26 protein-coding genes are annotated in these 25,887 nt (G+C 43.1%); 14 read left to right on the top strand and 12 right to left on the bottom strand.

Annotated elements, in window-relative coordinates:
* Window positions 1-12: 12 nt before the first annotated feature.
* The 5 genes from MKX97_RS17175 to kynU form a co-directional block, all read right to left on the bottom strand.
* On the bottom strand, window positions 13-432 hold the full coding sequence (locus MKX97_RS17175) for a MarR family transcriptional regulator (RefSeq protein WP_342536567.1): 420 nt from the start codon (window positions 430-432) through the stop codon (window positions 13-15).
* Window positions 433-568: 136 nt separating this feature from the next.
* Complete coding sequence (locus MKX97_RS17180; RefSeq protein WP_342536568.1) at window positions 569-2,212, bottom strand: S-layer homology domain-containing protein; 1,644 nt, start codon at window positions 2,210-2,212, stop codon at window positions 569-571.
* A gap of 66 nt (window positions 2,213-2,278) precedes the next feature.
* Window positions 2,279-3,097 (bottom strand): tryptophan 2,3-dioxygenase, encoded by an 819-nt coding sequence (kynA, locus tag MKX97_RS17185; protein ID WP_221836948.1) that lies wholly within the window; start codon window positions 3,095-3,097, stop codon window positions 2,279-2,281.
* The gene (gene kynB, locus MKX97_RS17190; protein WP_342536569.1) at window positions 3,094-3,726 is read right to left on the bottom strand and encodes an arylformamidase; all 633 of its coding nucleotides are present in this window, start codon (window positions 3,724-3,726) and stop codon (window positions 3,094-3,096) included. The genes kynA and kynB overlap by 4 nt, the downstream gene beginning before the upstream one ends.
* Complete coding sequence (gene kynU / locus MKX97_RS17195) at window positions 3,723-4,994, bottom strand: kynureninase (protein WP_342536570.1); 1,272 nt, start codon at window positions 4,992-4,994, stop codon at window positions 3,723-3,725. The genes kynB and kynU overlap by 4 nt, the downstream gene beginning before the upstream one ends.
* Window positions 4,995-5,375: 381 nt before the next feature.
* Here kynU and MKX97_RS17200 point away from each other — a divergent pair, with 381 nt between their 5' ends.
* Window positions 5,376-5,699, top strand: a complete 324-nt coding sequence (locus tag MKX97_RS17200) for an MGMT family protein (protein ID WP_078818677.1) — start codon at window positions 5,376-5,378, stop codon at window positions 5,697-5,699.
* Between the two features lie 55 nt (window positions 5,700-5,754).
* On the opposite strand, the gene MKX97_RS17205 is transcribed toward MKX97_RS17200, so the two are convergent.
* From MKX97_RS17205 to MKX97_RS17215, 3 genes are read right to left on the bottom strand one after another with little or no spacing between them, the layout of a single operon-like run.
* On the bottom strand, window positions 5,755-6,489 hold the full coding sequence (locus MKX97_RS17205; protein ID WP_009499159.1) for an amino acid ABC transporter ATP-binding protein: 735 nt from the start codon (window positions 6,487-6,489) through the stop codon (window positions 5,755-5,757).
* Entirely contained in the window at window positions 6,486-7,202 is a 717-nt protein-coding gene (locus tag MKX97_RS17210; protein WP_009499160.1) for an amino acid ABC transporter permease, read from the bottom strand. The genes MKX97_RS17205 and MKX97_RS17210 overlap by 4 nt, the downstream gene beginning before the upstream one ends.
* Window positions 7,192-8,037 carry an amino acid ABC transporter substrate-binding protein gene (locus tag MKX97_RS17215; RefSeq protein WP_342536571.1) on the bottom strand — a complete coding sequence of 282 codons (846 nt, stop codon included), beginning with the start codon at window positions 8,035-8,037 and terminating at the stop codon, window positions 7,192-7,194. The genes MKX97_RS17210 and MKX97_RS17215 overlap by 11 nt, the downstream gene beginning before the upstream one ends.
* Before the next feature lie 189 nt (window positions 8,038-8,226).
* Here MKX97_RS17215 and MKX97_RS17220 point away from each other — a divergent pair, with 189 nt between their 5' ends.
* The 3 genes from MKX97_RS17220 to MKX97_RS17230 all read left to right on the top strand — a co-directional run bounded on the left by MKX97_RS17220 (window position 8,227) and on the right by MKX97_RS17230 (window position 12,346).
* The gene (locus MKX97_RS17220) at window positions 8,227-9,360 is read left to right on the top strand and encodes a bifunctional cystathionine gamma-lyase/homocysteine desulfhydrase (protein WP_342537530.1); all 1,134 of its coding nucleotides are present in this window, start codon (window positions 8,227-8,229) and stop codon (window positions 9,358-9,360) included.
* Window positions 9,361-9,494: 134 nt separating this feature from the next.
* Entirely contained in the window at window positions 9,495-11,009 is a 1,515-nt protein-coding gene (locus tag MKX97_RS17225; RefSeq protein WP_342536572.1) for an APC family permease, read from the top strand.
* A gap of 77 nt (window positions 11,010-11,086) precedes the next feature.
* Window positions 11,087-12,346, top strand: a complete 1,260-nt coding sequence (locus tag MKX97_RS17230) for an erythromycin esterase family protein (RefSeq protein WP_342536573.1) — start codon at window positions 11,087-11,089, stop codon at window positions 12,344-12,346.
* A 58-nt stretch (window positions 12,347-12,404) separates the two neighbouring features.
* Here the strand turns inward: MKX97_RS17230 and MKX97_RS17235 are convergent, their stop codons facing one another.
* Window positions 12,405-13,958, bottom strand: a complete 1,554-nt coding sequence (locus MKX97_RS17235) for a DASS family sodium-coupled anion symporter (RefSeq protein ID WP_245799555.1) — start codon at window positions 13,956-13,958, stop codon at window positions 12,405-12,407.
* A 43-nt stretch (window positions 13,959-14,001) separates the two neighbouring features.
* Window positions 14,002-15,243 (bottom strand): cytochrome P450, encoded by a 1,242-nt coding sequence (locus MKX97_RS17240; protein ID WP_342536574.1) that lies wholly within the window; start codon window positions 15,241-15,243, stop codon window positions 14,002-14,004.
* A gap of 391 nt (window positions 15,244-15,634) precedes the next feature.
* Here MKX97_RS17240 and nhaC point away from each other — a divergent pair, with 391 nt between their 5' ends.
* The 10 genes from nhaC to guaC all read left to right on the top strand — a co-directional run bounded on the left by nhaC (window position 15,635) and on the right by guaC (window position 24,266).
* Window positions 15,635-17,011 (top strand): Na+/H+ antiporter NhaC, encoded by a 1,377-nt coding sequence (nhaC, locus tag MKX97_RS17245; RefSeq protein ID WP_078818680.1) that lies wholly within the window; start codon window positions 15,635-15,637, stop codon window positions 17,009-17,011.
* 213 nt (window positions 17,012-17,224) lie between these two features.
* Window positions 17,225-17,857 (top strand): YetF domain-containing protein, encoded by a 633-nt coding sequence (locus MKX97_RS17250; protein ID WP_078818709.1) that lies wholly within the window; start codon window positions 17,225-17,227, stop codon window positions 17,855-17,857.
* Window positions 17,858-18,261: 404 nt separating this feature from the next.
* Complete coding sequence (locus MKX97_RS17255; RefSeq protein WP_342536575.1) at window positions 18,262-18,858, top strand: GNAT family N-acetyltransferase; 597 nt, start codon at window positions 18,262-18,264, stop codon at window positions 18,856-18,858.
* 195 nt (window positions 18,859-19,053) lie between these two features.
* Window positions 19,054-19,260 carry a helix-turn-helix transcriptional regulator gene (locus MKX97_RS17260; RefSeq protein ID WP_342536576.1) on the top strand — a complete coding sequence of 69 codons (207 nt, stop codon included), beginning with the start codon at window positions 19,054-19,056 and terminating at the stop codon, window positions 19,258-19,260.
* The gene (locus tag MKX97_RS17265) at window positions 19,257-19,937 is read left to right on the top strand and encodes a DUF3169 family protein (protein ID WP_078818681.1); all 681 of its coding nucleotides are present in this window, start codon (window positions 19,257-19,259) and stop codon (window positions 19,935-19,937) included. Before MKX97_RS17260 ends, MKX97_RS17265 begins: the two co-directional genes overlap by 4 nt.
* A gap of 193 nt (window positions 19,938-20,130) precedes the next feature.
* Complete coding sequence (locus tag MKX97_RS17270) at window positions 20,131-21,231, top strand: helix-turn-helix transcriptional regulator (RefSeq protein WP_040759964.1); 1,101 nt, start codon at window positions 20,131-20,133, stop codon at window positions 21,229-21,231.
* Complete coding sequence (locus MKX97_RS17275; RefSeq protein WP_009499176.1) at window positions 21,228-21,455, top strand: PLD nuclease N-terminal domain-containing protein; 228 nt, start codon at window positions 21,228-21,230, stop codon at window positions 21,453-21,455. Before MKX97_RS17270 ends, MKX97_RS17275 begins: the two co-directional genes overlap by 4 nt.
* On the top strand, window positions 21,439-22,335 hold the full coding sequence (locus MKX97_RS17280) for an ABC transporter ATP-binding protein (protein WP_342536577.1): 897 nt from the start codon (window positions 21,439-21,441) through the stop codon (window positions 22,333-22,335). Before MKX97_RS17275 ends, MKX97_RS17280 begins: the two co-directional genes overlap by 17 nt.
* Window positions 22,332-23,096, top strand: a complete 765-nt coding sequence (locus MKX97_RS17285) for an ABC transporter permease subunit (protein ID WP_009499178.1) — start codon at window positions 22,332-22,334, stop codon at window positions 23,094-23,096. Before MKX97_RS17280 ends, MKX97_RS17285 begins: the two co-directional genes overlap by 4 nt.
* Before the next feature lie 186 nt (window positions 23,097-23,282).
* On the top strand, window positions 23,283-24,266 hold the full coding sequence (guaC, locus tag MKX97_RS17290; RefSeq protein WP_009499179.1) for a GMP reductase: 984 nt from the start codon (window positions 23,283-23,285) through the stop codon (window positions 24,264-24,266).
* Between the two features lie 116 nt (window positions 24,267-24,382).
* Here the strand turns inward: guaC and MKX97_RS17295 are convergent, their stop codons facing one another.
* Window positions 24,383-25,345 carry a bile acid:sodium symporter family protein gene (locus tag MKX97_RS17295; RefSeq protein ID WP_342536578.1) on the bottom strand — a complete coding sequence of 321 codons (963 nt, stop codon included), beginning with the start codon at window positions 25,343-25,345 and terminating at the stop codon, window positions 24,383-24,385.
* Between the two features lie 238 nt (window positions 25,346-25,583).
* Window positions 25,584-25,886 carry an OB-fold domain-containing protein gene (locus MKX97_RS17300; protein ID WP_342536579.1) on the bottom strand — a complete coding sequence of 101 codons (303 nt, stop codon included), beginning with the start codon at window positions 25,884-25,886 and terminating at the stop codon, window positions 25,584-25,586.
* Window position 25,887: the final 1 nt, after the last annotated feature.

Here is a 25,887-nt window from a genome sequence, read left to right on the forward strand (position 1 = left end):
TTAATCACTCTCTTAGTTGTTCAGATTTTTTCTCGCGGACTCCATAACTCGAATTGCGGATTCAAGCTCTTCAAGTTCAATTCCATTCAATAGTTCACAATACAGTATTTCTAATTCCGCCATAATTGTCTCCACTGTATTCTGACCAGCCGCAGTCAAACCAATCCACTTTTCACGGCGATCTGTTCCAGGACGTACACTGACTAAATTCATTTCTACTAAACGCTGAATAATCTTTGTGACACTTGGTTTTTCTACTTGTTGACGTAAGGCAATTTCTGCTGAAGTCATTTCACCTTCCAGCTTCAATAGCTTTAATATCCCCCATTGAGAATGAAATAAATTGTGCGGCGCAAGCAGCATATTCAATCGATTCAGCACAGGACGATAGACTTGAAAATACTCTGTAAAAAACATTTGTTGACGTTTCATATTTTATCTTCCTCTCGATAATTAGTTATCCTAACTAATTATTATAGTAAACCATATATTCCTTTGTTTGTAAAGTTAAAATCAGAATAAATCCAAAAAAAGGAAGGTCTTGGTGTATCCAAGCCCTTCCTTTCTATTATTGTCCGATCGCTTCCAAGGAATTAACAATCATCTTCGCCGCATGTGCTCGAGTCGTTGGAGCGTTCGGCATGAACTTCCCTTGATCTCCTGTCGCAATATTTAGCTGATACAATCCTGCGATTGCCCCTTGCGTTTCTTTTGCAAAGTTCTGGATGTCTTTAAATGGTGCAGTGACTGTTGGTGTGAATGGTTTTCCAGTAGCCGCTTCATAGGTACGGCTGAGCAATAATGCCAATTGTGCACGACTGATCGATTGATTTGGCATGAACTGCCCATTTACCCCGTTAATCAGTCCGTGATCGTAAGCGGCTTGAATATCTGCTTTTGTGCTATCTGCATAATATGCCAAATCCTCAAATGGCATGTTGTTGCTCTTTGGCTTCAAATCCAATGCACGTACGATAATGGAAGTAGCCTGAGCGCGTGTCAAAGACTTGTCAGGACGGAATGTAAGATCCGAGTAGCCGCCTACAATACCTTTCTCCGCAGCCAGTTCAATCACATCTTTCGCCCAATGATTCGAAATATCTGTAAAAGTGACAGATGGCTCTACTGGTACCTTTTCTAGTGTATACGACGTTTTGATGGTATGCATGCTCTTTTTACCATGCTGATCTACAGCTTGGACAGAGAATTGATATTCTTTGTCTGGCTGCAGGTCGCCAATTTCATAAGTTAAAACAGGGCCCATTACTTCGCCTACCATTTTGTCGCCATTGTACACTTGATACGTCATAATCATTCCTGTATCAATAACCGGCCCCCAATTCAATACGACAGTGGATTGATCTTTTGCTTCCGCTGTCAGTACATCTTTCGGAAACCATGGATAATTATTCATCAATGATTCTTGGAATGCACCTGCTACTACTTGGTAGCCTGCCTCACTTAAATGAATATTTTTAGGGTTTGGTAAATACTTTGAAAAGTCCTTCGCAATTAATTCATCTGTCTGAACAAATTTAGCTGGTGTACCTTGCATTCCACCTTGAATTGCACCATTTAATCCCTTTACAAGCTGTGCAATTTGAGGTTGAAGCTCAGCAGGCATATGCGGGAATGAATTGTAATACCCCATCACATATACTTGTGCTTCAGGATTCAATTGATAGATTTTCGCCAAAATCTGCTGGATATTCCCCCCAACCTTCGTCATAGCAGCTTGAATCTCTTCCAGGTTGAAGTCTGGTTTCCCCGTACTTTCATCAAACTTGAAATATGGAAGCACATCATTGGCGCCAGCGGTCAATGTAATTAAATTAGCTTCCTTGATTGACTGATGAAGAGCCGCGGTTTTATCTTGACTGCCTGTACCAATTACGGGCTTTGAAATGTCTGTCTGCAAATCTTTCAGCACATCACTAGACGTATAGCCAGGAAACGAAAAACCTTTATTACTCGTTTGCAAGACTTCCTGTTTTGCTAACTCATCCGCCAAAAAGTCCACATACCCTTTACCTGGCTCTCCCGTGGAATTAATACCAAAAGCCAATGAATCCCCAAGTGCTAAATAATTGATTGGAGCAATCCAAGTTGGTGACTTTTCAGGTTCTGCGGCAACGGTTTTCAATGGAAGCACAGCAAGCTGCAACAGTAGAGCGAATGCAAGCAACAGATGACCCCACGATTTCTTTTTCAATACATCGACCACCTTTCGTTTTCTGATTATTTTAATTTCTATCATAGTTGCTAGCTTGCCAGTCTGTCAAATTTTAGTACGCACGTCCCACAGCTCTGGAAAGAAGCGATGATCTAGTACAGACTTCAAGTAACTAACGCCTGATGAACCGCCAGTTCCTGTTTTGAAACCGATGATACGCTCAACAGTCTTCATATGTCTAAATCGCCATTGCTGATGACTGTCTTCAATGTCCACCAACTTTTCTGCAAGTTGATAAAGATCCCAATAGCGATCCACATCACGGTATACTTCAAGCCAGGCAGCTGCCACACTTGGATCACCTGCGTACGTAATAGAGAAATCGCGCTTCAGCAATTCAGGGTTGATCGGGAAACCTGCACGTGCCAAAGCTTGAATCGCCACGTCGTAAATACCCGGCGCATGATAGGCTTTTTCTAACGCCTCGGATAGTTTCGGATCCTTCTCATAAATTTGGATAATCTGCGGTTGCTTATAACCTAGTGCAAATTCGATCAACCGATTCTGATACGATTGGAAACCAGACGCACGCCCCAAACTATCGCGGAACTCCATATATTCTGCAGGTGTCAGTGTAGCGAGCACATCCCACGCTTGAATAATCTGGGTTTGGACTTTCGACACACGGGCAAGCATCTTGAAAGCTTCCGGCAACTCATCTTTCTGAATCGAATCAATCGCTGTTTCAAGCTCATGCAAAATTAATTTCATCCACAGCTCATTCACTTGGTGGATAATGATAAACAGCATTTCGTCATGGTGCCCCGATAAACGTTCTTGACTCGACAACACTTTATCCAAATTTAAATACTCACCATATGTCATCGACTCACGAAAATCTGTATGAATCCCTTTTTCCGTCATGATTCCCACTTCCTAACGACTGCACGAACCGGGCTGCCATCTGCTTCTGCCAGTGCTAAAGGCAAAGCGATCAATTCATACTGACCAGGCTCCAATGAATGCAATACTAAATTTTCTATAATGATGACATCATTGCGATATAGGGAATGATGCGCAAGCAATTCCTTACTATCCTCCGCATCAACGGAAGGTGTATCTACTCCAAGTAACCGCACACCGCGCTCTTTCAACAAGGGCCCTACATCTTCACCAATTACCGTGAAACATTCCGGAAATTTCGTTGATGTCGGATGACTGCCTGTTCTCAATAAAATTCGTTCTGCCCCCACGAAGTTCACATGTTCCAAGTCTGCCCGCGTTACACAATCCACTCCTGTCACATCAATCAAACAAGCGCGGCCGATGTAAAGATCTATAGGCAAGTCCAAGATACGCAACCCTTCATCATCATAATGAAACGGTGCATCGGTATGTGTCCCGATATGTGTGCTCATCGTCAACTTTCCAATATTGACCGACCCCGACTGCTCTTTAGAAACGGCTACTTCGTAGGAAAACGGTGTGTCTCCCGGCCACTCTGCAATTTCTTTGTTCAGCAGTTGTGTGATATCAATCCATTCATTTGTCATGCTACAACACCTCGTTCATTCGGAAATTGTTTATACGTCTCATCCTTCATAATTCTTTTTAAGATTTGTACTGTCTGCCACACATCTTCAAATGAATTATAAAGCGCAACCGGTGCCAAGCGAATACCGTCCGGCGCTCGGAAATCCGGAATGACACCTTCCGCTTTCAACGCCTGACAAATCCTTGCCGCTTCTTCATGCAGCAATAAAAGGTGTCCGCCGCGTGTGGAATCAATCGGATTGCCGATGCCGAAAGAATAATCGCTCAAATCTCCTTCGATGCATTCCAGCATATAGCTCGTGAGCGCAAGAGATTTCTCCCGAATCCGCTCCATTCCAAGCTCTTCGAACATCTCCAACGAACCGATCAGCGGCGCCAAGCTCAATATATGTGGCGTACCAATCTGATATGCCCCCGCATCAGCAGCCGCTGTCATTTTATGATCCATGTCAAATTGCTTCGTCTTATCTGAGCCAAACCAACCTGCGAGTCCAGCTGCTTTTCCGAAATGCCGTTCATGAATGAATAATCCACCCACTGAACCCGGTCCGCCATTCAAATGTTTATACGTACACCAAAATGCGAAGTCTGCTCCCCAGTCATGAAGTTCATGAGGGATCGCTCCGATTGAATGACATAAGTCAAAACCGATGGGGATACCTTTTTCATTCGCAGCTTCTGTAAGCGCCTTCATATTCAGCACTTGTCCGCTTCGATAAAGCACAGCCGGCAGTACAATCAACGCCACCTCGTCCGTCATTGCCTCAATGATCCGTTTTTCATCGAGTGTCAACCCATCATCGCTTTTCACACGAACCAATTGCTCATCAGGGTCCAAGCCTTTCAATCTTATCTGACTTTGCAGTGCATAAATATCAGAAGGAAAATTCAATTCATCCGCCAATATTTTCGTTCGCTTACCTGACGGCTTATAGAATGTCGACACGAGCTGATGTAAATTCGTCGTCGTTGAACCCGTTGCGATTACTTCAGACTCTTTTCCACCTACCAATGTACACATCCGCTCTCCCAATTGCTCCGCCATATAAAACCATGGGTTCGCACCTTCCGTCCAACCGTCAATGCCTAACGTCTTCCATGAATCAAGCAGTTCCAGTAACGTTCGTTCCGCCCTGCCCGACAACAGGCCAAGAGAATTTCCATCCATATAGATTTTCTGTTCTGGCAAATAAAACTCCTGCCGATATGAAGCTAATTGATCTTGTGAATCAAGTTTTTGGGCATATTCTAATGTGTTAATGTCCATTTACATTCCCCTTTCTAACCGTACATAAATAATAGCACATCATTTATCAAAAGTGGAAAGCGCCCGGGTAGGCTCGACAGGCGTTGGAAATGTGCGGTGTACGGCTGTTTTGGCTCGTTTGGAGAGGGGTTTGGTTCGGTACAACTTGTCAAATGCGCGGTACGCGATGAGGTTGGTTCGGACCAATGAAAATTTGGTGCGGTACAGCGAGACTTTGGCGCGGCCTCCTGCCATTTTCACTTGATCACGGAAGAAAAAGCGATTAGCTCGAAGTAAGTTGGAGAACAAGAGGAAACTACCAAGATAGAACTTGCAGATGACTATGGCTCATGTGACTTCTTCTATAATTTATGCTACGCTTTTTTAAAAAGGAGCAATATCTTGCAAACATTTACGGAAAACACTGTGAAGATCATCCAACAAATCCCGCCAGGCCACGTCATGACGTATGGACAAGTAGCCGCAGAAGCAGGAAATCCACGCGGTGCCCGACAAGTTGCACGCATACTGCATTCAATGAGTGCCAAGTATGATTTACCGTGGCATCGAATTATCAATGCAAAGGGAACAATCTCTACTCCAGAAAACGCCGAATCAAAAGGCGAGATGCAGCGAGAACGTTTGGAATCGGAAGGAATAGAATTTGATGCAAACAGCCGAATCCCACTGGAAACCTATCGCTGGCACCCTCCTCTGCAATCTTAAAGATCAGACATAAAAAATGCTTGGCTGAATGAATCTCAGCCAAGCATTTTTGATATCACTGCAATAAACTCAAAAATTTCTTCGTCCGCTCATGCTGTGGATTGTTAAAGATATCCGCAGGCGCTCCTCTTTCTACAATGACGCCTCCATCAATGAAGATCACTTCATCTGCGACCTCTTGTGCAAATCGCATTTCATGTGTCACGACAGCCATCGTCATTCCTTCATGAGCCAAGTCTTTCATAACGCGCAGCACTTCATTGACCAACTCCGGATCAAGTGCAGACGTCGGCTCGTCGAATAACATCACTTTCGGATCCATTGCAAGAGCTCGTGCAATCGCCACACGTTGTTCCTGGCCACCCGAAAGCTGGTACGGATATTTTTCTTTATGATCAGCCAATCCCACTTTCGCCAGCAATTGTCCCGCAGTTTTCTCTGCTTCTTTCTTGGACTGCCCTTTGACCGTCGTCAATCCTTCAGTGACATTGCCCATTGCAGTCAAATGCGGGAATAGATTATAGCCCTGAAACACCATGCCCGTGAGCTGGCGAAACGCCCCAATTGCTTTTTTAGATACGGACTTGTTGAAATCCAACTGCTGATCGTCGATGGAAATGATTCCACCGTTCGGGGTTTCCAGTACATTTAGGCAGCGTAGTAATGTAGATTTACCAGAGCCCGAAGGTCCAATGATAACAACCACTTTCCCTTGCTCAATATCCAAGTCTACATTTTTGATAACTTCCATCGACCCGAAAGACTTTCTTAAACCCTGTATCGAAATCATGATAAACCTCCTGACTTGCCGACAAACCGATCCAGTCGCCCTTCAATTCTACCTTGAATAATCGATAGGATGAAACAGATCACCCAGTAGACAAGTGCAGCCATGGTATAGACGAATAAAAATTCGTAGTTCATCGATGCAATTTCTTGTGCTCGTCTAAACGTCTCTGCCACCAAAATTGTCGCGGCCAGCGAGGTGTCCTTAACCAATCCGATAAATGAATTGGAAAGCGGCGGAACAGAGACCCGCGCGGCTTGTGGTAACACGATTTTACGCAATGCCTGAGAATAATTCATGCCGATTGAATAGGCCGCTTCCCATTGGCCTTTAGGAATGGATAGAATCGCAGCCCGAATAATTTCAGAAGCATATGCGCCCACATTCAATGAAAATCCGATGACCGCCGATGGGAATGGATCGATAACAACCCCGATCGTCGGCAGTCCGTAGAAGATAATAAATAATTGCACTAACAATGGAGTACCTCGGATGATGGAAACATATACCCGTGCAATCCCGCGCAATATTTTGCTGGAAGAAATCCGTGCCAGAGCTGTAAAGATCGCAATGATAAGCCCAATGATGAATGTAATGATCGCCAAAGGTATTGTGAACTTAATAGCCCCTTCAATCAACGGCCCGATGGATGTTGATGCGATTTCTTGGAGTCTCTGTATCCGTTCGGGACTTAACGCAATACTATTAAGAAACATCTTCACCAAACCATTTTTCGGAGATCTCTTTCAACTTACCGTCTTCACGCATCGCATCTAACGCTTTGTTTATTTCATCAACTAAATCTTCATTTCCTTGTCTGAATAAAAACGCGTTTTCCGATTCATTTTCAGCTGAAGTATCTTCCTCTTCCACTATTTGAATAGGAGCGTCTGGTTTTTGCTGCAGGTAGTCTAGAGCGGAAATTTTGTCATTGTACGTACCATCCACCCGCTTGGAGACGATCAAATCGACCGCCTGATTAAAGCCGTCTACTTTGATGATTTCTGCACCATGCGACTTGGCTAGCTCACCATAGTTACTCGTCAATGTTTGTGCTGCTTTCTTACCTTCCATTCCATCAAATGCAATCTGCTCATCTGCATGAATGATCAGTACAGAATGAGAGCGTGTATATGGCTGAGAGAACTCGTACTTCGCCTTGCGGTCATCATTGATGCCGACTTGGTTGGCGATGACGTCAAAGCGCTTGGCATCCAACCCCGCAAAAATAGCATCCCACTGCGTTTCAAAAAACTTCGCTTCCACGCCTAAACGCTTTGCGACTTCTTCAGTCACTTCCACATCATAGCCCGTTAATTTTCCAGATTCATCGTGAAACGAAAACGGTGCGTACGTTCCTTCTGTTCCAATATTTAGTATACCTTTTTCTAACACTTCTTCTAACAGGCCATTATTTGCAGCGGAATCACCCGACGATTCTTCTGTAGGTTTTTCATTGGAACCGTTCGTCTTATCGTCCTCTTTCGTGCCGCAAGCAACCAAAACTGCGGACAATAAAATTAATAGAAATGGTAATAAAATCTTCTTCATTTCTTAAACCCCACTATTCTAATAAGTATTTGTTGTTTAGAATCATAAGAGATTGTGCAGACTCTGTCAACATTCAAAACTCTTCATGCAAGTAATTATACTATATAGAATTGACAAACTAAACAAATTACTTTAATCTATCGTTAGTTTAAAACCTATTAAACCACTTGGAAATAAGGAGGAATTATGTTGAGATTAAAAACGAAATTGATTCACGCAGGGATTTCAGGTGATCCACTGACAGGAGCGGTGACTGTCCCAATCTATCAGGTCAGTACGTTCAAACAGGATGCACCCGACAAAAACAGAGGCTATGATTACTCACGAGCCGGTAACCCCACACGAAATGCGGTGGAGCAATACATTGCCGATATCGAAGGCGGAAAACGCGGACTTGCATTCGCGTCTGGATTGGCCGCTTTGTCCTCTGTTCTTATGACATTTAACGCCGGTGATCACTTCATCATTAGCAATGACGTATACGGCGGTACATACCGTGTTCTCAATCAAGTACTAAATCGACTGAATTTAACATCAACTTTTGTCGACCCAACTGTTATCGAAAATATTTCAGAGGCAATCCAGCCAAATACGAAAGCGATTGTCATCGAAACGCCAGGGAATCCATTCTTAAAAGTAGTCGATATTGCAGCTCTTTCAAAAGTAGCGAAAGAGCATGACCTGACGTTGATTGTCGATAACACATTCCTGACTCCCTATTGGCAAAATCCTCTGGAGCTCGGAGCTGATGTCGTGTTCCACAGCGCCACGAAATACTTAAGCGGACATAGCGACGTCGTAGCAGGTCTCGTTGCCGTGAAAGATAAGCAGCTCGGAGAAGATATTCATTTGGTTCAAAAAGCCGTAGGCGCCATACTTGGTCCACAAGACTCCTATCTGTTGTTGCGTGGGATGAAAACATTGGGCATACGAATGGAAGAACATGAAGTGAACACGAAACGTATCGCTGAATGGCTGACGGAGCAACCACAAGTAAAAAAGGTCTACTACCCCGGACTCGAGAGCCATCCAGGGCATCAATTAGCCAAACAACAAGCACGGGGTTTCGGTGGTGTCTTATCATTTGAAGTGGATAGTGAAGAACTGGCCGAGCAAATTATTGAGAAAGTGAAGATTTTCCAGCTTGCTGTTAGTCTGGGAGCAGTGGAAAGTCTAATTTCTGTACCAGCCAAAATGACACATGCAACCATTCCCACTGAAGAACAAACCAAATTAGGCATCACGCCTAAACTAGTAAGATTATCTGTCGGCATTGAAGATGTGGAAGACTTGTTAGAAGATTTGCAGCAGGCATTTGAATGACTGAAGCCGAGGGCCAGGGAAACTGAAATCTTCCTGGTTTTTTCACATTATGTATCCTTCTAGTTATTTACAAGTTTTAAACCAAATTAAAAGGGGGAAACAATCGCTATACAACTGATAAGGGATTGATTCATATGGAACAAGGATCTGAGAATGCACGAAGGAAACTACATAAAACATTAAAACCATCATGGGTATTCGCGATTGCACTTGGCTCATCAGTAGGCTGGGGTGCTTTCATTTTACCCGGTGATTGGATTCGCGATTCAGGACCGCTTGGTGCGATCATCGGTCTAGGGATCGGTGCCCTTATCATGATGATCATTGCTTCGAGTTATGGTGTCATGATCAAGAAGTTTCCGGTATCCGGAGGCGGATTTACATATGCTTTTATCGCGGCTGGTAAAGTATGGGCGTTCATTTGCGGCTGGTTTTTATCACTCGGATATATTTCGATTGTAGCATTGAACGCCTCAGCGCTGACATTGTTGTTAAAGTTTTTGGCACCAGGTTTCATGAAGCAAGGCTATTTATACTCGGTAGCGGGATGGGATGTCTATGTGCCGGAAATACTGATAGCCAGTGTGTTGATTCTACTGTTCGCTCTCATTAATTCTACAGGAACCAGTGTTTCAGGAAAAATTCAGTTCTACTTCAGTGTGCTGCTTGTGGCAGGCGTGGTGCTACTAGGTTTCTTCACATTCAGCGTCGCCGATCAGCCACTTACAAACTTGCAACCTTTCTTTAAAGGCAACCAATCTATTTTAACTTCGGTACTCGTCATTCTGGCGATCGCTCCTTGGGCGTATGTTGGATTTGACAATGTGCCTCAAGCAGCTGAAGAATTTAATTTTTCTCCTCGAAAAGCTACGATGCTTATCGTCGCATCTTTATTTACATCATTCTTGATTTACGCAATTATGATTGGTTTAACCGGCTGGACATTCCCTTCTCTAACCGCAGTCGGGACTGGTGATTTGTGGTTGACAGGAGAAGTAGTCCGTTCCGCATTAGGAATTGGCGGGCTAGCCGTTATGGCTGTGGCAATTGTCATGGGAATCTTCACAGGACTCAATGGATTTTTCATGTCGTCTAGCCGCTTGCTGTTTTCTATGGCCCGCGCTCGTGCATTGCCTAACTTTTTCCGTACCATGACAAAGGAAAACCAGACACCTGTATGGGGAATCTGGTTTGTGGCCCTGATCACATTGCCGACTCCGTGGTTCGGACGCCAGGCGCTCACATGGATTGTCGATATGTCCTCAACTGGCGTTTCAGTCGCCTATTTCTTCACTTGTCTAGCAGCTTATAAGGTGCTTGCTTGGAATAAGGAAAAAACAGGCCGTGAAATAGCGCCAATGAAAAAATTTCTAGCATTGATTGGGATGATCGCCAGCGGAGCTTTCTTAGCTCTATTGCTCGTACCGAATTCTCCCGCTGCACTTTCTACACCCTCTTATATTTTATTGTTGGCATGGGCTGTAGTCGGCGGCATTTTCTATCTAGCTATCCGTAAGCGTTATAATAGCTTGACACAGGAGGAAACTGAATATTATGTGCTCGGTAAAACCATTGAATCCGAGGTGATGGATACAACAGACGAGCCGAAAAAGGATGACCGAGCACCGTTATTCAATGCTTCCTCCTAATATATATATACACTCCTTTCCACCGTTAATTCGGATAATTCCCGGGTATACTTGGGTAAACGGAAAGGAGTTTTGATATGTCGAGAAAACTAGTAACTGCTATACGCGAGCAATCTATTCCTTTAAAGGATCCGATAGCTTTCGATCAATTGTTGCAAAAAGCTGGAGATGCGCAAGTTGTTCTGATCGGTGAAGCTTCTCATGGAACTTCTGAATTCTACCAGCTGCGCGCAGAGTTTTCCAAACGGCTGATTCAGGAAAAAGGCTTCTCTGCCATTGCCATAGAAGGTGATTGGCCTTCCGTTCAAGCTGTCAATAATTATGTTAAAGGTTACGAAAGTGCACAAGAGAACTTACGAGATTTATTGATTCGATCGTTCAGCAGATGGCCCTCCTGGATGTGGGCGAACACAGAAATCGAGTCGTTCGCAAGATGGTTGCAAGAGGTAAACCAGCTGCGTGCCCCTCAGCAGAAAGTTGGTTTCTATGGGATTGATTTATATAGCTTATACGAATCCATCGATGAAGTGTTAGGGTTTTTAGAAAGCAATGACTCGTATGGTGTTGATTTAGAACTTGCCAAAAAAGCTTTCTCCTGCTTCGAGCCCTATAACCGGATGCCCGAGCATTATGCACTTTCATCTGCCCATTTCACCGATGAATGCATAGGCGAAGTCACAAACTTGCTGCAGTCCATTCGTTCCAATGAAGAGCGCTATCCACACGCACATGAGCAGGACTTGAACTTGGAAATGAATGCGATGGTAGCAAAAAATGCCGAGGCATATTATCGTGCGATGCTCCAAGACGATGCTCTGTCCTGGAATATCCGTGACACACATATGACAGAAGCAATTAAAGAAATTCACAACTACTATGGAAAAGACACGAAACTTATTGTTTGGGAACATAATACTCATATCGGGGACGCAACGGCCACATCCATGGCTGACCAGCAATTGATCAACGTAGGTCAATTAATTCGAGAGCAATACGGTAAAGAGAATACATTGGCTATAGGATTCGGTACTTACGAAGGAACAGTTATTGCGGGCAGCAGTTGGGGTGAGTCGTATGAAAGGATGACGGTGCCGCCTGCCAAATTCAACACGTGGGAGGGACAATTGCATGCCGCCGGTGCGGAGGACAAGCTGTTGATTTTCAACGATCAAAATCGACAGCAATTTGATGAATGGATCGGTCACCGCGCAATTGGCGTCGTCTATAATCCTGAATTTGAGGCGTACGGAAATTTTGTCCCTTCCCGTATCAGTCAGCGATACGATGCATTTATATACATTGACCAATCGTCTGCGCTAGCTCCATTGTCTGAGTAGAGAGTCATCAGAAAAGCAGAGGCACATTGCCTCTGCTTTTTGTTCTTTCTATAAATTTTCACAACAGTCCTATCCATTTCCAATAGGTTGCACTGAACAGTAGGATCAGCAAATAACCGATAACTGTCAGCGGTATTCCTGACTTCAAGAAATCCTTCACTGAAAAGGCGCCTGTTCCGTATGCTAACATATTTTGTGGCGCACTCACTGGTAATAAAAAGCCGAAACTGATGACAAATTGCTGGATTAAGACAAAACCAACTTCATTGACATCCAATGCAATGGTTGAAGTCAGAGCAATAAAAATTGGGATAAGCGCAGATGATAAGCTCGTGGCGCTGGCGAATCCTAGATGAATTAGAATATTAAATAGCGACAGAAGCGCGATTGTTGCGAGCAACGGCATATTATTTAAGCCCATCGCCCCAAATACTTTATCTGACAGCCATTGTGCACCTGTCGTATCCAATAAAATGGTCCCTAAGGAAATACCGACTGCGAACACGATAATCGTTCCCCACGGAATCATCTGCTGCACAGTTTTCCAATCAAATACACCAATCTTCGGTGTCAATAAAATAGCGATTGCCACTATCGTCACTGTTGTCGTGTCGAATGAATGAAGCTTCTCCTCCGTGGCCCATAGAAACAGCAATATCAAAGAAATGATAATTAAGCGGAGTTCGGAAGACTTCATTTTACCCAATTCTTTTAATTGACCTTGGATCAACTCTTTTCCTCCCTCTATTACCTTTGTTTCGGGTTTAATAATTGCAAGCATGACGAAGTATAGAACAATCGACATGATGATCGACCAAGGAGCGGCGTAGAGGAACCAAGAACTCCAGGCAACGGAAACACCAAATTCTTTCTCGATAAATCCAAGTGCCACCATATTTTGTGCAGCGCCTGTCTTAATACCGATATTCCAAATCGATACAGATTGCACAGCAGTTATGACGAGTAACGCGCCTAATCGACTGTTTGCCGGAAGTCCGAAAGCCGCCACCATACCAAGCAAAATCGGAACAACCGCTCCTGCTCGCGCTGTAGCGCTCGGTACGAAAAACGCTAATATGATAGACACTACAATCGAACCAAAAATAATGGCGCCTGTTTTTACACCGACTTTCGATAAGATATACAATGCCAAACGTTTATGCAAATTGGTCGCTTGCATTGCCGTAGCCAAGAATAAGGCAGCTGCCACAAGCGCCACTGCTGGGCTGGAGAACCCCGCCAACGCCATTTTCAAGCCCTCTTTCGTTCCAAGCATTTCATCCGGATTTGCCATATCGGGTGCCAAACCCAACAGCACTGCAGCCAAACCTAAAATCATGGCTGCACTCACAGGATACGGTACTGCCTCTGTCACCCACAAGATGACCGCGAATGCTAAGATGGCCAATGCACGTTGCCCCGTTACCGGCAAATCTGCGGGATTCGGAAGCAATACAATTGTTATAAGGACGACAAATGCCAGGATAATCCACAATCCGTTCAGGTTTCGTTTAGGCTTTGGTGCTGTTTCTTCAGATGTTTTCACAAGCTGCCCCTTCCTTTCCAAAACATAATTCTGTTCACTTACCTCATACTGCTTTTGGTTACCCATTAAAAACCGGCCACCTCTTCGCGGATGAATGGCCGGGCATCGATCAATTTTTTCGTTTCACATGTTTCAGTATAACTTCACTCTTTGGAATGCTCGGAATATCCACCAAACTGTAACTTAAATCTTGCGCCGGCACCTCAAATGTCATTCGATTTGCCAAGTAATCTAAGCTGACCTTCATCACCTCAAGCGTTACCCATTCTCCTGCGCAGCGATGATTTTGAATGTAATCCCCACCACCCTGCGGAATTAAGTTATATGGCGTGATCGGCTCCTCTGCAAATCTTGACGGATTAAACACTTCTGGATTATTCCATAATTTCGGGTCGTGATTCGTTCCGTAAAAATCGAGAATCGTCAGCGTTCCCTTCTTAAACTCATAGCCTTCCCATTTAAAGTTCTCTTTTACACGTGCCGCATTAAATGGGAAGAAAGGATACAAACGACGAACCTCCTGAACAAAATCCTGCAGATCTTTTTCCTTACCAGAAGAGAGCTTTTTGGCCTCCTCAGGATGTTGGATTAAGGCATGTCCTGTAAATGCGATATATATAGCAATTGCTACTATTGGACGGACAATATTCAGCACTTCAACAGCGGCAATCTTTTCACTAAGCAGCTTGCCTTTCTCATCACGATGGAATGAAAAAACATGCATAGCCGTTCCTTCAAAAGGAATCAAATCTCCTTTACGAACAGATTTGATTAAGCCACCGATCCATTCTTCCATTTCTTCACGTGCTTTCTTACCTTTCCAATGCGTATAGCCCAGTGTTGCAGGGGTTTCAAACAACTGAACGATTGCCTCTTGCTTCTCTTTAATTTCTTTTTCTTTCAATGGAACACCCGCCCATTGACATGCAAGACGAAGCAGAAGTTCTTGAGCTTCTTCGTACAAATTCACTTCCCCTTGCTGTTCCCAGTCACGTAACTTTCTTTCCCACTGCCCAGCGGCCATCTCTTTCAGTTGCTGAATCTGCTCCGGTCCCATTAGCGACATGAATGCTTCCTTGCGTACACAATGAGCCTCTCCGTCCAGCGTCTGGACTCCTTTTTCACCAAGCAATGTTTGCTGGACACGTTTCGGTGCTGCCCCTTTGCGAATAAATTTATCCGTATCATAAAATAGTTCGGCTTCTTTCGCTCCGGACAGACAAATCACTTGTTCACCAAGTAAATGAGTCTCAAATACGTTAGAGTGCAGTCCTCTTCTTCGATTTCGCAAAAACTGATAGCCTTCCCTCAACATACTCGCTGTGTGATCTTTCCCTTCTAACTTCGGCATAGATTTAGTTTCCCGCAAACCCGTCACGTCCTTTCTGCTGCTTCTTTATTCTCTACCCATTTCAGTCTTTCTATAATCGTTCCATTCAGCTATTGACTTATCTGTTAGAAGTGGTTATATTCAAAACGGTATATCTTTCTGTAAACAAAACAAGGTCTTATATAAAGTGAAGCGTTGTCTTCAGTAATTTCATTCGCGGCAGCAACAAGAGACTGAACGGTAGGTGCAAGTTCAGGCGACGTATGAAATGAACTACACCAACGAGTTGTCTTCACATGCAATGGAGAGGATAGCTCAGGCTATCAATTAGGGTGGTATCGCGGAGAACTCCTTCGTCCCTTATGGGGGCGACAGGGGTTTTTCGTATTTATAGGGGAGGCATCTAGTCAGCATGTTGCAAATCAAAGCGATTCATAAACCAACTTTTAAGGCTTCTGTCAGTTTGTCCGTTGCCATTGTCGCACTTATCAGTATCTGTATCGTGCAGTTTAAATCTGCACCACATTTACCTATTTTATTGGCCATTTTATTGTTGTTTGGATATGGAATGTGGAATAAATTTACGTTTAAACAACTTGAAACAGGGCTAGTAAACGGCGCTAGTTCAGGTATGAGTGCCGTGTTCTTATTCTTCTTTATTGGCGTACTTGTCAGTAGCTGGATGATGAGCGGGACCATTCCTACTTTGATCTATGCTGGGTTTCAAATCATTACACCGGCCTACTTCTATGCCATCGCCTTTGTCGTTACCGCAATCATCGGTCTATCCGTCGGCAGTTCATTAACAACAGTTGCAACAGTCGGGGTGGCGTTTATCGGGATGGCTCACGTACTGGACTTGTCCTTGCCACTTGCTGCGGGTGCAATTGTGTCAGGCGCTTTTTTCGGAGATAAAATGTCGCCGCTTTCCGATACGACCAACTTAGCCTCTTCTATTGTTGGCGTGGACTTATTTGAACATATACGAAATATGGGGTGGACGACGTTCCCTGCTTTTTTCATCTCCCTAATACTTTTCGGCATACTCTCTCCCAGTACAGCATCTGGTGATTTTCAAAAGATTGAGACCTTTCGCGATGCATTAATGGGTACAAATATGATTCATTGGTATACTGTCATTCCGATTATCGTCCTATTCGTCTTGACATTTGCAAAGGTACCAGCAATTTTAACGCTTGCAGCCAGCTCGTTTGTCGCTGTGATCATTGCGTTTTTCCATACTCAATATGGTTTTTCGGAAGTACTAGAGATTTTATTCAGCGGTTATAAAGGATTAACTGGCGTAACCGAAGTAGATGAACTACTCTCTCGCGGAGGCATGGAAAGCATGATGTTCACCATCTCACTTGTACTGCTAGCTTTAAGTATGGGCGGTATGCTGTTTACGCTGGGAATTGTACAATGTCTGCTTGCAAAGATCGAAAGCTTACTGCGTAAAGTGTCTTCAGTTATCATGGCTTCTGCACTTACAGCAATCGGTATCAACGTACTGATTGGTGAGCAATATTTATCCATTTTACTGACAGGACAAGCATTCCAGTCATCTTATGAAAAAGTCGGACTGGCCAATAAAAACTTGAGCCGTGTTATGGAAGATGCCGGAACGGTCATCAACCCTCTCGTTCCATGGAGTGTGGCGGGAATTTTCATTACTACTGTGCTTGGCGTGCCGACACTTGCCTATTTACCGTTTACATTTTTCTGCTTATTGAGTCCTGTACTGACAGTGCTCTTCGGATACTTAGGGAAGACATTGACACGTATTTAAGATTTTAAAGGAAGCTGTATGGGTTCTAATGAGTTGTTCTGCTTTTAAGGAACATCTTTCAGAACACTATACAGCTTTTTTTGCGTTTTCATTATCGAAATTATCAAGCAAGCTTTCCAACACCCCATTACCACGTATCCTTATAAAGATTCCCGATGACCATGCATAAGACCTTTTGATTGACCAATACTAAATGGAAATCTTGAATTGGCGGTGAATGAAGGCGTGGATTTCAATTTTATTTGGCAAGCTGTGCTGATCATCGTTGCAGGTATCGTTCTCTTGCACATCTCAGGACGAAAATCCATTTCGCAAATGACAATCGGACAAACCGTGTTAATGGTCGCTGTTGGAACACTCTTGATCCAGCCAGTAGTCAGCAAGAACCTTTGGCACACATTATTGACCGCTCTCGTTCTTGTGTTAACGTTATTGGTAATCGAATACCTATCTTTAAAAATTAATGTATTCGAACGTCTGGCAAGGGGAAGTTCAAGAGTAATCATTGAAAATGGCATACTGAAGCTGCAAACGATGAAAAAATTACGAATGACAGTCGACGAACTAGAAATGCATCTCCGCCAAAAGGGCATAGATAAGGCAGAAGATGTTAAGTATGCCACTATCGAGATGAGCGGACAGCTCGGCTATTCGTTAATTGACCGAAAAAAGTATGCAACAAAAGAGGATATTGATCGTATTCAACTAACCTTAGAGGAAATGAGTCGTCAGCTAAATTTACACTTAGCTTCCGAGCAAAGTCCTCCTCCAATCCCAGAAACCACTAACTTGTTCTCTGAAATTGTAGAAGGTCATTCTCACCCCGTGCCAAAGCGTCTAGAATAAGTTTAGAGTATGTAGATAAAGGGAATTTATCCATAACAACTCCATAATGAGAGGAAGTTTTCTATATGAAAAGATTAATAAAAAGCGTAATAAAATGGGGACCTCTGCTGTATCCTGTCATAAAAAAGATTATGAATGAAAAAAATAAGAAAGAGGCTTATTCACGCGGAAAGAACGCAAGATAATGATATATGAAAAGCACTGACAGACTGTATTTTGTCAGTGCTTTTATTTTTATATGGATAAAAAAATAAAGTATTTTGTTCAAATTGGTTTATTTTCTTACTGAAAAGAGTATACTAGTGTTGAGGATTTTTTTCTGACCTCTTTTTTCCTCTCTATGTTTGATCCCCAAACAAAAAGCTCCAGGTACACCACATTACCTATGGAGGAGAATTAACCACATGCATTGGTACAACAAATTGAAAGAGTATTTTCCGATTGAAGAGATGAAGTCAAAAGAACATATGGAGACATTGCTGATTGATAAAAGAAATGTCTATCATAAGGAAGAAGGACCGAAACATGTACTAATGTACGTGGAGACGGAGGATTTTGTTTTCGTGGATTATCTTTTCGTATCTTCTGCTGCGCGCGGCGAAGGTCTCGGAAAAAAACTACTGGATTCGTTGAAGACCAAAAATAAGCCGATTTTATTGGAAGTTGAGCCTGCTGTTGAAGAAGAACCCGATACGGGTAAACGACTCAAATTCTATGCTAGAGAAGACTTCTCTCACGCACAACAAATTAGTTATGTGCGTCGTTCACTGGCAACCGGAGAAAAAAACAACCTCGAGATTCTTTATTGGTCACCCGCAACACCTGCCAAAGTGGATGAAAAGGTCATCTTCAACGCGATGAAAACCACCTACGAAGAAATTCACACTTACAAAGATCAGCACTTTTATGGAGCCTCATACGAACCTACAGCACAAGTGCTTCAATTTTATATGAAACCGAAAATAAATATTTTGGAAAATTTTGATGCCGTCAGTGTATAAGGCAGAAAAATAGTTCCAATCAAGCGTCCAAGCTAACATGCTGGGCGCTTTTTATTTGGCTTTCATTTACTTGTTTTGACTATTTTGCTTATCAACTTGACAATTATACTAGTCAAATTGTAAAGTATAATATGTATTCAACGTATTTAGAATCTGATTTATAATCTAATTGAATAAAAAAGGTGGGATGATGTGATGAAGACGAGACTGAAGGAACTTCGTGCAAGAGAAGGATTCAATCAAACCGAGCTGGCTAAACGCGCTAGAGTCTCCCGGCAAACGATCAGTTTAATCGAACGGGAAGACCTGATGCCTTCCTTGCTGATTGCTGTACGTCTGTCTCATATTTTTAATGAACCAATTGAAAAGATTTTTATTTTCGATGGGGAGGAATTATCATGAAAACAATAGGAAAAATGTTAGTCGGGGCGATGATCGGTTTTTTTGCAACATACACGCTGCTAGCCTCGGATTTTGAAAAGACAATGGAAAGTATCGGGTTGGAGATGACTGTAGTGCTTGGCGGAGTATCTTTTTTTCTGGGGCTGCTATGTATAATGAACATCTGGCAAATTAAGAAAAAGGCAACTGCTTCTCTAACCGGAGAAGAGGAAGATTTACGGGATGAATGGCAATATAAAAAATATAGCGACGCGACATTGGCTGGCAATAGCAGTCTCATCTTTGCTATCAGCACATTAGGAATCGCACTCGTGACAAAACAATCTTTGGCACTGATTATTGGCGCATTACTGCTAGTGATCACAACCCTTATCTGTAACACGGCGGGATTATCAGTAATAAAATTTGTATATCCTGACCGTAACTTGCCAGAAGCCTCAGACAAAAATTATGCGAAAAAGTTGCTGGCTGCAACTGACGAGGGAGAACGGCACGTTATGTTGGAAGGACTCTATTCAGCATACAACAGCACAAACATATTATTAATTGGCGCGATGGGTTTGTTCATTATCTACTCTGTCGGATCAGGTAACTCACAACTATTTGCTATTCTTGTCATTGCAATCGTGTTAGTTACCGTTAATACACAATATATGTTTAAAGTACGAAGTAAATAATGTAGTGTGATGAATCGTTTGAGAGAACTTAGGAAAAATATAGCACTCCTAAGTTCTCTTTTTTATGGTTTCTATTTCTAGACTACTTTATTTCCTTCTAGTTGACTTTCCTCTAAATAAGTAACCTAATAGTTGATTGAATCACCAACTGATTGACCTTACACTAATTATAAAGCAGAAAGGACGTGAAAAAATGCTGCAAATCGGGTCGATCATATTAAAAGAGAGAAAACGGCTGCAGGTAACACAGGATACGCTGGCTGCCTATTGCCAGGTCTCAAAAGCATCGGTATCCAAGTGGGAGAAAGGACAAAGTTATCCTGACATCACGTTGTTGCCGAAGCTGGCTTCTTATTTCAAACTAACAGTGGATGAGCTACTTGGCTATGAACGTCAATTGTCAAAAGCAGAAATTCAGAAACAGTATTACGAATTTGCTGAACGCTTTGGGATAGAACCGTTTGAACAAGTTTATGATGAAGTAGACGAACAGGTGAAGTCATTCTATCACGATCCTTCATTTCTATTGCAAATGAGTATTTTAATGCTTAATCATCATATGCTAAGTGATGAAAGCCCTCATATCTTGCAAAAGACTAACCAATGGCTCGAGCGTATCCGCCAATTAAGCGAAGACGTCTGGATGTTGCGCCAAGCCAATTCCTTGCAGGCAACCATCGCGCTCATGCAAGCTGATCCAAACACAACACTTCATTTATTGGATGGCGTAATTAAACCAAGTATTGGTGATGAAATTTTGCTGGCGACTGCTTATGAACAAGTGGAAAAGCAAGACGAAGCCTTGCGTGTGATCCAAGTTATGATGTACCAGAACATCATCCAGCTAGTTGGAAGCAGTCCGATTTACTTACGACTGACTACAGCCGATTCGAATGCTTTTGAAGAAACGATTCGCCGAATGAATGGATTGATCGAATTGTATTCACTAAGAAAACTGCATCCGAATATTTGTCTGCAATTTTATTTTGGCGTAGCTCAATGTGCTGCAGCGTTGGAGAAACGCGAGTTGATGTATTCGTATTTGAAGAAGTTTGTTGAAGTCTGTATCGAAGATTTGTTTCCCATTAAGCTGCGGGGCGACGACTATTTTGATTTATTGGAAGACTGGTTGGCACAATTGGATTTAGGCCCCAATGCCCTGCGCAATACGAGTATTATTAAGCAATCGGCTTTGGAAGCTATCGAGGCACCTTTCTTCGCACCTTTCCAAAATGAGGAGGAGATGAAGGAATTAATTGAAAAATTACGCTGGGGATTGGAGGGCATTCAATGAATACGGACGTAGAGATTCTAATCGAGTATTTGCCTTTTCTAATTCCTCTTATCCTATTACAAATCGGACTCGGGATATTTTCAGCTGTCCACGTCATCCGAAATCCCCACTATCGTTTTGGTAATCAGGTAATGTGGCTGCTAATTGTGTTATTCATTCAGTTTATCGGTCCATTAGTTTATTTTGTCTTCGGAAGAGGTGATGATCATGGTCGTGCAAATTGAAGGTGTAACAAAACGCTTTGGAAGTCGGGACGTACTGCATGACATTCATATGCATATTCCTGAGCATTCTATTTTCGGATTTGTCGGTGCAAATGGAGCCGGCAAGACCACTTTGATGAAGTGTATGCTTGGTCTGCTCCCACTCACTGCTGGAGCGATTACGATCGCGGGTGAAAAGGTGACGTTCGGAGAAACGAAATCAAACGCACATATTGGCTTTTTACCGGACGTTCCGGAATTCTATCCATTTTATAACGCGAGACAATATTTAGAGCTTTGCGCGGTGGTTACTGACATGCCGAAAAAGGAATGGAAACAACGGATTGATGAGCTGTTGGAATTAGTCGGACTAGCAGATGTAACTTCCTTGATTCGCACCTATTCAAGGGGTATGAAACAGCGTCTCGGTATCGCGCAGGCCTTGCTTAACCGGCCAAAGCTGCTCATTTGCGATGAGCCGACTTCTGCGTTAGACCCGGCAGGTCGCGCACAAATTCTTTCGATATTGCAAAAAGCGAAAGCTGAAACAACTGTTTTTTTCTCTACACACATCCTATCTGACGCGGAACAAATCTGTGATCATGTCGCGATGCTACATAAAGGAGAAATTATTTTTCAAGAAAAACTGGCAAAATTAAAACAGCAATTTCACGACCAATTTGTCTATACATTCACAGTTCCTGCGAAGGAAGCTATGAAACAACTTGCATCCACTCAAGCCAAAATGCATATTGAAGATGATACTTTAATTGTCAGCTTACCGAATGACAGGGCACGTTTGGTGTTCATGCGTGAGCTGACACAGCGAGAACTCATCGTACAGTCCATACATCCACAAACTCGAATGTTGGAACAAGTCGTACTGGAGGTGCTCGGATGAATAGCTGGGTTGGATTTTTCAAGAAAGAATGGTTCGAGAGCGTGAAGACATACAAACTCCTGCTTGTGCTGGTCATTTTCTCGATACTTGGTGTGCTGAATCCTTTCACGGCTAAAATTACCCCCGTCCTAATGGAGAATTTTATGCCTGAAGGAGCTGTGCTAAATTTGCCTGAGCCTGCTGCGCTTGACTCTTGGCTGCAGTTTTACAAAAATGTACCGCAAATGGGCTTGATCGTCTTCATTTTATTATTCAGCACGATGATGTCGAAGGAGCTGGAAAAAGGTACACTTGTGATTTTGCTTACAAAGGGATTGCATAGAAGTACAGTCATTACAACGAAGTTTTTTATCGCACTTTGTTATTGGACGCTCGCTATCGCTTTATCGTTCAGTATCACATACGCCTATACAGCTTACTATTGGGATCAAAACAGCCTGCATCATCTATTCTTTGCTGTCAGCTGCCTTTATGCATTTGGCTTACTGCTTCTCGCCATCACATTATGGGGGAACACATTTTTCGCGACTTCCTCCGGCGGAATATTGGTCACTCTACTTTTCATGATCAGCTTATTTATCTTTGCTATTTTTCCGAAATCTCATTCATGGAGTCCGCTTGAATTAATGGCCACTCCTCCGGAAATACTAACTGGTGACGTGATACCGTCAGATCTAGTAATACCTTATGTCTTAACTATCGGATTGACTCTATTTTTTGTCTGGTTAACGACTACCCATTTCAAGAAAAAGTTGCTGTGATTTATTTTCCAAAAACCTCTCTGAAAACGTTGACATCCAGTTGCAAGCGCCAGCTTCTCGGGACGTTTCGAAGTTAGACGGCGCTTTCCACTTTTGTTGACATTTAGTATAGATTCAGGTAAATTACTAAAGGACGAACAATCCAGTGATTTTAAATGAAAATATTCGTTTATAGAGGTGATTGTAATGGATACAGTATTTGATTATGAAGATATACAGCTAGTTCCTGCAAAATGTGTGGTTGAGAGTCGTTCGGAATGCGATACTTCAGTTACGTTAGGCGGACATACTTTCAGATTGCCTGTCGTACCTGCCAACATGCAGACCATCATTGATGAAAAGATTGCGATTCAACTTGCAGAAGAAGGCTATTTCTATATTATGCATCGTTTTAACCCGGAAAAGCGTGTAGATTTTATTAAGGATATGCACGCACGCGGTTTAATTGCTTCTATTAGCGTGGGCGTCAAAGAAGAGGAATACGGATTTGTTGAACAGCTCGCTATCGACGCTCTCGTTCCTGAATTCATCACGATCGATATTGCGCACGGTCATTCCAATCAAGTCATCCGAATGATCCAGCATATCAAAAAGCATTTGCCAATGAGCTTCGTCATCGCAGGAAATGTCGGTACACCAGAAGCAGTTCGCGAGCTTGAAAATGCTGGAGCGGATGCAACGAAGGTGGGAATTGGACCGGGAAAAGTATGTATCACGAAAATTAAAACTGGCTTCGGTACTGGCGGCTGGCAATTGGCGGCAGTTCGTTTATGTGCAAAAGCGGCGTCTAAACCGATTATTGCAGACGGCGGTATCCGCACAAATGGGGACATCGCAAAATCTGTTCGTTTTGGTGCCAGCATGGTCATGATTGGCTCGTTATTTGCTGGACATGAAGAGTCACCAGGGCAAACCGTGGAACAGGATGGACAGAAGTATAAAGAGTACTTCGGTTCTGCGTCAGAGTTCCAAAAAGGTGAGAAGAAGAACGTCGAAGGTAAAAAGATGTTTGTGGAATACAAAGGTCCGTTGAAAGACACTTTGATTGAAATGGAACAAGATCTGCAGTCCTCTATTTCATACGCAGGCGGCAAAAAGCTTGAGGCCATTCGCAATGTGGATTACGTGATTGTGAAGAACTCAATTTTCAATGGGGATAAAGTGTTTTAAATGAGCATAACTGTTCGGAGACTATCCTCTAGGTTGCTCTCCGGATAACCAGGCCAGCCTTTCATACATTATCTAAGTAAAAACACTCTCTTCCAATGACGAAGAGAGTGTTTTCGTTATGGTTGCACATCCTCTTCTTCAATCCGAAATTTATTCTCAAACAAACTCGCCATCAACGCACCGATCGTCAAGTTCATCACCATATTTGCGACTGCAGGAACTGCAGCAAGCGATCCAAAATGCTCCATTGCGAGTGTCGCAGCTAAAGCCGAGTTACAGATCCCTGTATGGAATAAAATTGCGCGCGCGTTGCGTTCGGCTACGCCCATCCATCTGGCAATGAAATATCCCGACATCATCGGAATACAGACTTGCAAAGTAACCGCCACGAAAACAAGCGGCAACACCGACAGATTTTCAGAAAGTGCCTGCTGTGCGTTGGAAATAACGGACAGGATAACAATGAATAAAGCGAGCTGCGATAAAACCGGCGTATACGGCTTCACTGTTTCCACCTGCCGTTGCCACATCCACTGTACAAATAATCCTGCCAACAAGGGCAAAAATACAATATAAATTATATTAAGGAATAATGGCCAAAATTCAATTGGAATGAAGCGTCCTGCAAAAACTTGCAATAAAACAGGTGTCAACACAGGCGAGATAAATGTATCCAATGTCGCCATCGTAATGCTTAGGGCGACTTCTCCGCCTGCGATAAATGTATAAATATTCGCAGATGTCCCACTTGGTACGGTCCCCGACAAAATGATGCCTGTTGCAATTTCAGCTTGATTGCTAAAGAATAGATACGCAATACCAATCGATACACCCACCATAATGGTCCATTTCAGGAAGACGCCAAGCAGTGCATATTTTGGGTTTTTAATAACTTCTAGCAACTTTTCTGACGATAGGGATAACCCCATCAGGAAGAAAATTGTTCCTAATCCGAATCCCGTAAGCTGTCGGATAGAAACAAATGCATCTGGGGTAGCGTAAGCAATAATGGATAAAAGTACAATCCAGATTGGCAAGTATTTCGAAATAATTTTTGAAATGATTTGAATCGTTTTCACACACAACTCTCCCTAACGAGCAAAACTTGTACTTGGCACAAGTAAGTTCATGCCAAGCACAAGCCGTTGACACTTTACTTGGATCTTAACACATATGCGTATGAGCGGCTGACCGGAGTTTATGAGCGCAGAATAGTTGCCTACGAGCGCCGCGAGAGGTGTATGAGCGCAAACGAGCTATTTATGAGCGCCAAACCATTCTGTATGAGCGCGGCCCACTTTGCAACCATCCCCCCTATTATTTCGTATAAACATACGCGCCATTCTCCATATGATCCAAGTCAACTGCATCCCCTATCGACACTTCCGAATTCATTCGCACGGTCACTTTTACTTTGGCTTCGTCGAGCTGAACGAGTACAACTGTGTAAGGGGCAAGATGTACGAATTCAGCCGGTGCGATGTGGATATCCGTATAGCTATAGACACTACCCTTCGAAGAAACTTCCTGTTCCTGCAACGAGCCGGTTCCGCAGCTCGGGCATCGATACTTGCTCGACACACTGGCATACTCGCAATGAGCGCATTGATAAACTTTCATC

Origin of the sequence: Sporosarcina sp. FSL K6-3508 (genome assembly GCF_038615825.1) — a bacterium.
GTDB classification, from domain to species: Bacteria; Bacillota; Bacilli; order Bacillales_A; family Planococcaceae; genus Sporosarcina; species Sporosarcina newyorkensis.

Excerpts from the sequence above, each read along its gene's own strand:
- MKX97_RS17265 (WP_078818681.1), top strand. The coding sequence starts at position 19,257 with ATGAAAACAATAGGAAAAATGTTAGTCGGGGCGATGATCGGTTTTTTT.
- MKX97_RS17225 (WP_342536572.1), top strand. The coding sequence starts at position 9,495 with ATGGAACAAGGATCTGAGAATGCACGAAGGAAACTACATAAAACATTA.
- MKX97_RS17230 (WP_342536573.1), top strand. The coding sequence starts at position 11,087 with ATGTCGAGAAAACTAGTAACTGCTATACGCGAGCAATCTATTCCTTTA.
- MKX97_RS17210 (WP_009499160.1), bottom strand. The coding sequence starts at position 7,202 with ATGTTTCTTAATAGTATTGCGTTAAGTCCCGAACGGATACAGAGACTC.
- MKX97_RS17285 (WP_009499178.1), top strand. The coding sequence starts at position 22,332 with ATGAATAGCTGGGTTGGATTTTTCAAGAAAGAATGGTTCGAGAGCGTG.
- MKX97_RS17270 (WP_040759964.1), top strand. The coding sequence starts at position 20,131 with ATGCTGCAAATCGGGTCGATCATATTAAAAGAGAGAAAACGGCTGCAG.
- MKX97_RS17260 (WP_342536576.1), top strand. The coding sequence starts at position 19,054 with ATGAAGACGAGACTGAAGGAACTTCGTGCAAGAGAAGGATTCAATCAA.
- kynA (WP_221836948.1), bottom strand. The coding sequence starts at position 3,097 with ATGACGGAAAAAGGGATTCATACAGATTTTCGTGAGTCGATGACATAT.
- MKX97_RS17300 (WP_342536579.1), bottom strand. The coding sequence starts at position 25,886 with ATGAAAGTTTATCAATGCGCTCATTGCGAGTATGCCAGTGTGTCGAGC.
- kynU (WP_342536570.1), bottom strand. The coding sequence starts at position 4,994 with ATGGACATTAACACATTAGAATATGCCCAAAAACTTGATTCACAAGAT.
- MKX97_RS17205 (WP_009499159.1), bottom strand. The coding sequence starts at position 6,489 with ATGATTTCGATACAGGGTTTAAGAAAGTCTTTCGGGTCGATGGAAGTT.
- MKX97_RS17215 (WP_342536571.1), bottom strand. The coding sequence starts at position 8,037 with ATGAAGAAGATTTTATTACCATTTCTATTAATTTTATTGTCCGCAGTT.
- MKX97_RS17240 (WP_342536574.1), bottom strand. The coding sequence starts at position 15,243 with ATGCCGAAGTTAGAAGGGAAAGATCACACAGCGAGTATGTTGAGGGAA.
- nhaC (WP_078818680.1), top strand. The coding sequence starts at position 15,635 with ATGTTGCAAATCAAAGCGATTCATAAACCAACTTTTAAGGCTTCTGTC.
- MKX97_RS17175 (WP_342536567.1), bottom strand. The coding sequence starts at position 432 with ATGAAACGTCAACAAATGTTTTTTACAGAGTATTTTCAAGTCTATCGT.
- kynB (WP_342536569.1), bottom strand. The coding sequence starts at position 3,726 with ATGACAAATGAATGGATTGATATCACACAACTGCTGAACAAAGAAATT.
- MKX97_RS17280 (WP_342536577.1), top strand. The coding sequence starts at position 21,439 with ATGGTCGTGCAAATTGAAGGTGTAACAAAACGCTTTGGAAGTCGGGAC.
- MKX97_RS17255 (WP_342536575.1), top strand. The coding sequence starts at position 18,262 with ATGCATTGGTACAACAAATTGAAAGAGTATTTTCCGATTGAAGAGATG.
- MKX97_RS17275 (WP_009499176.1), top strand. The coding sequence starts at position 21,228 with ATGAATACGGACGTAGAGATTCTAATCGAGTATTTGCCTTTTCTAATT.
- guaC (WP_009499179.1), top strand. The coding sequence starts at position 23,283 with ATGGATACAGTATTTGATTATGAAGATATACAGCTAGTTCCTGCAAAA.
- MKX97_RS17235 (WP_245799555.1), bottom strand. The coding sequence starts at position 13,958 with ATGGGTAACCAAAAGCAGTATGAGGTAAGTGAACAGAATTATGTTTTG.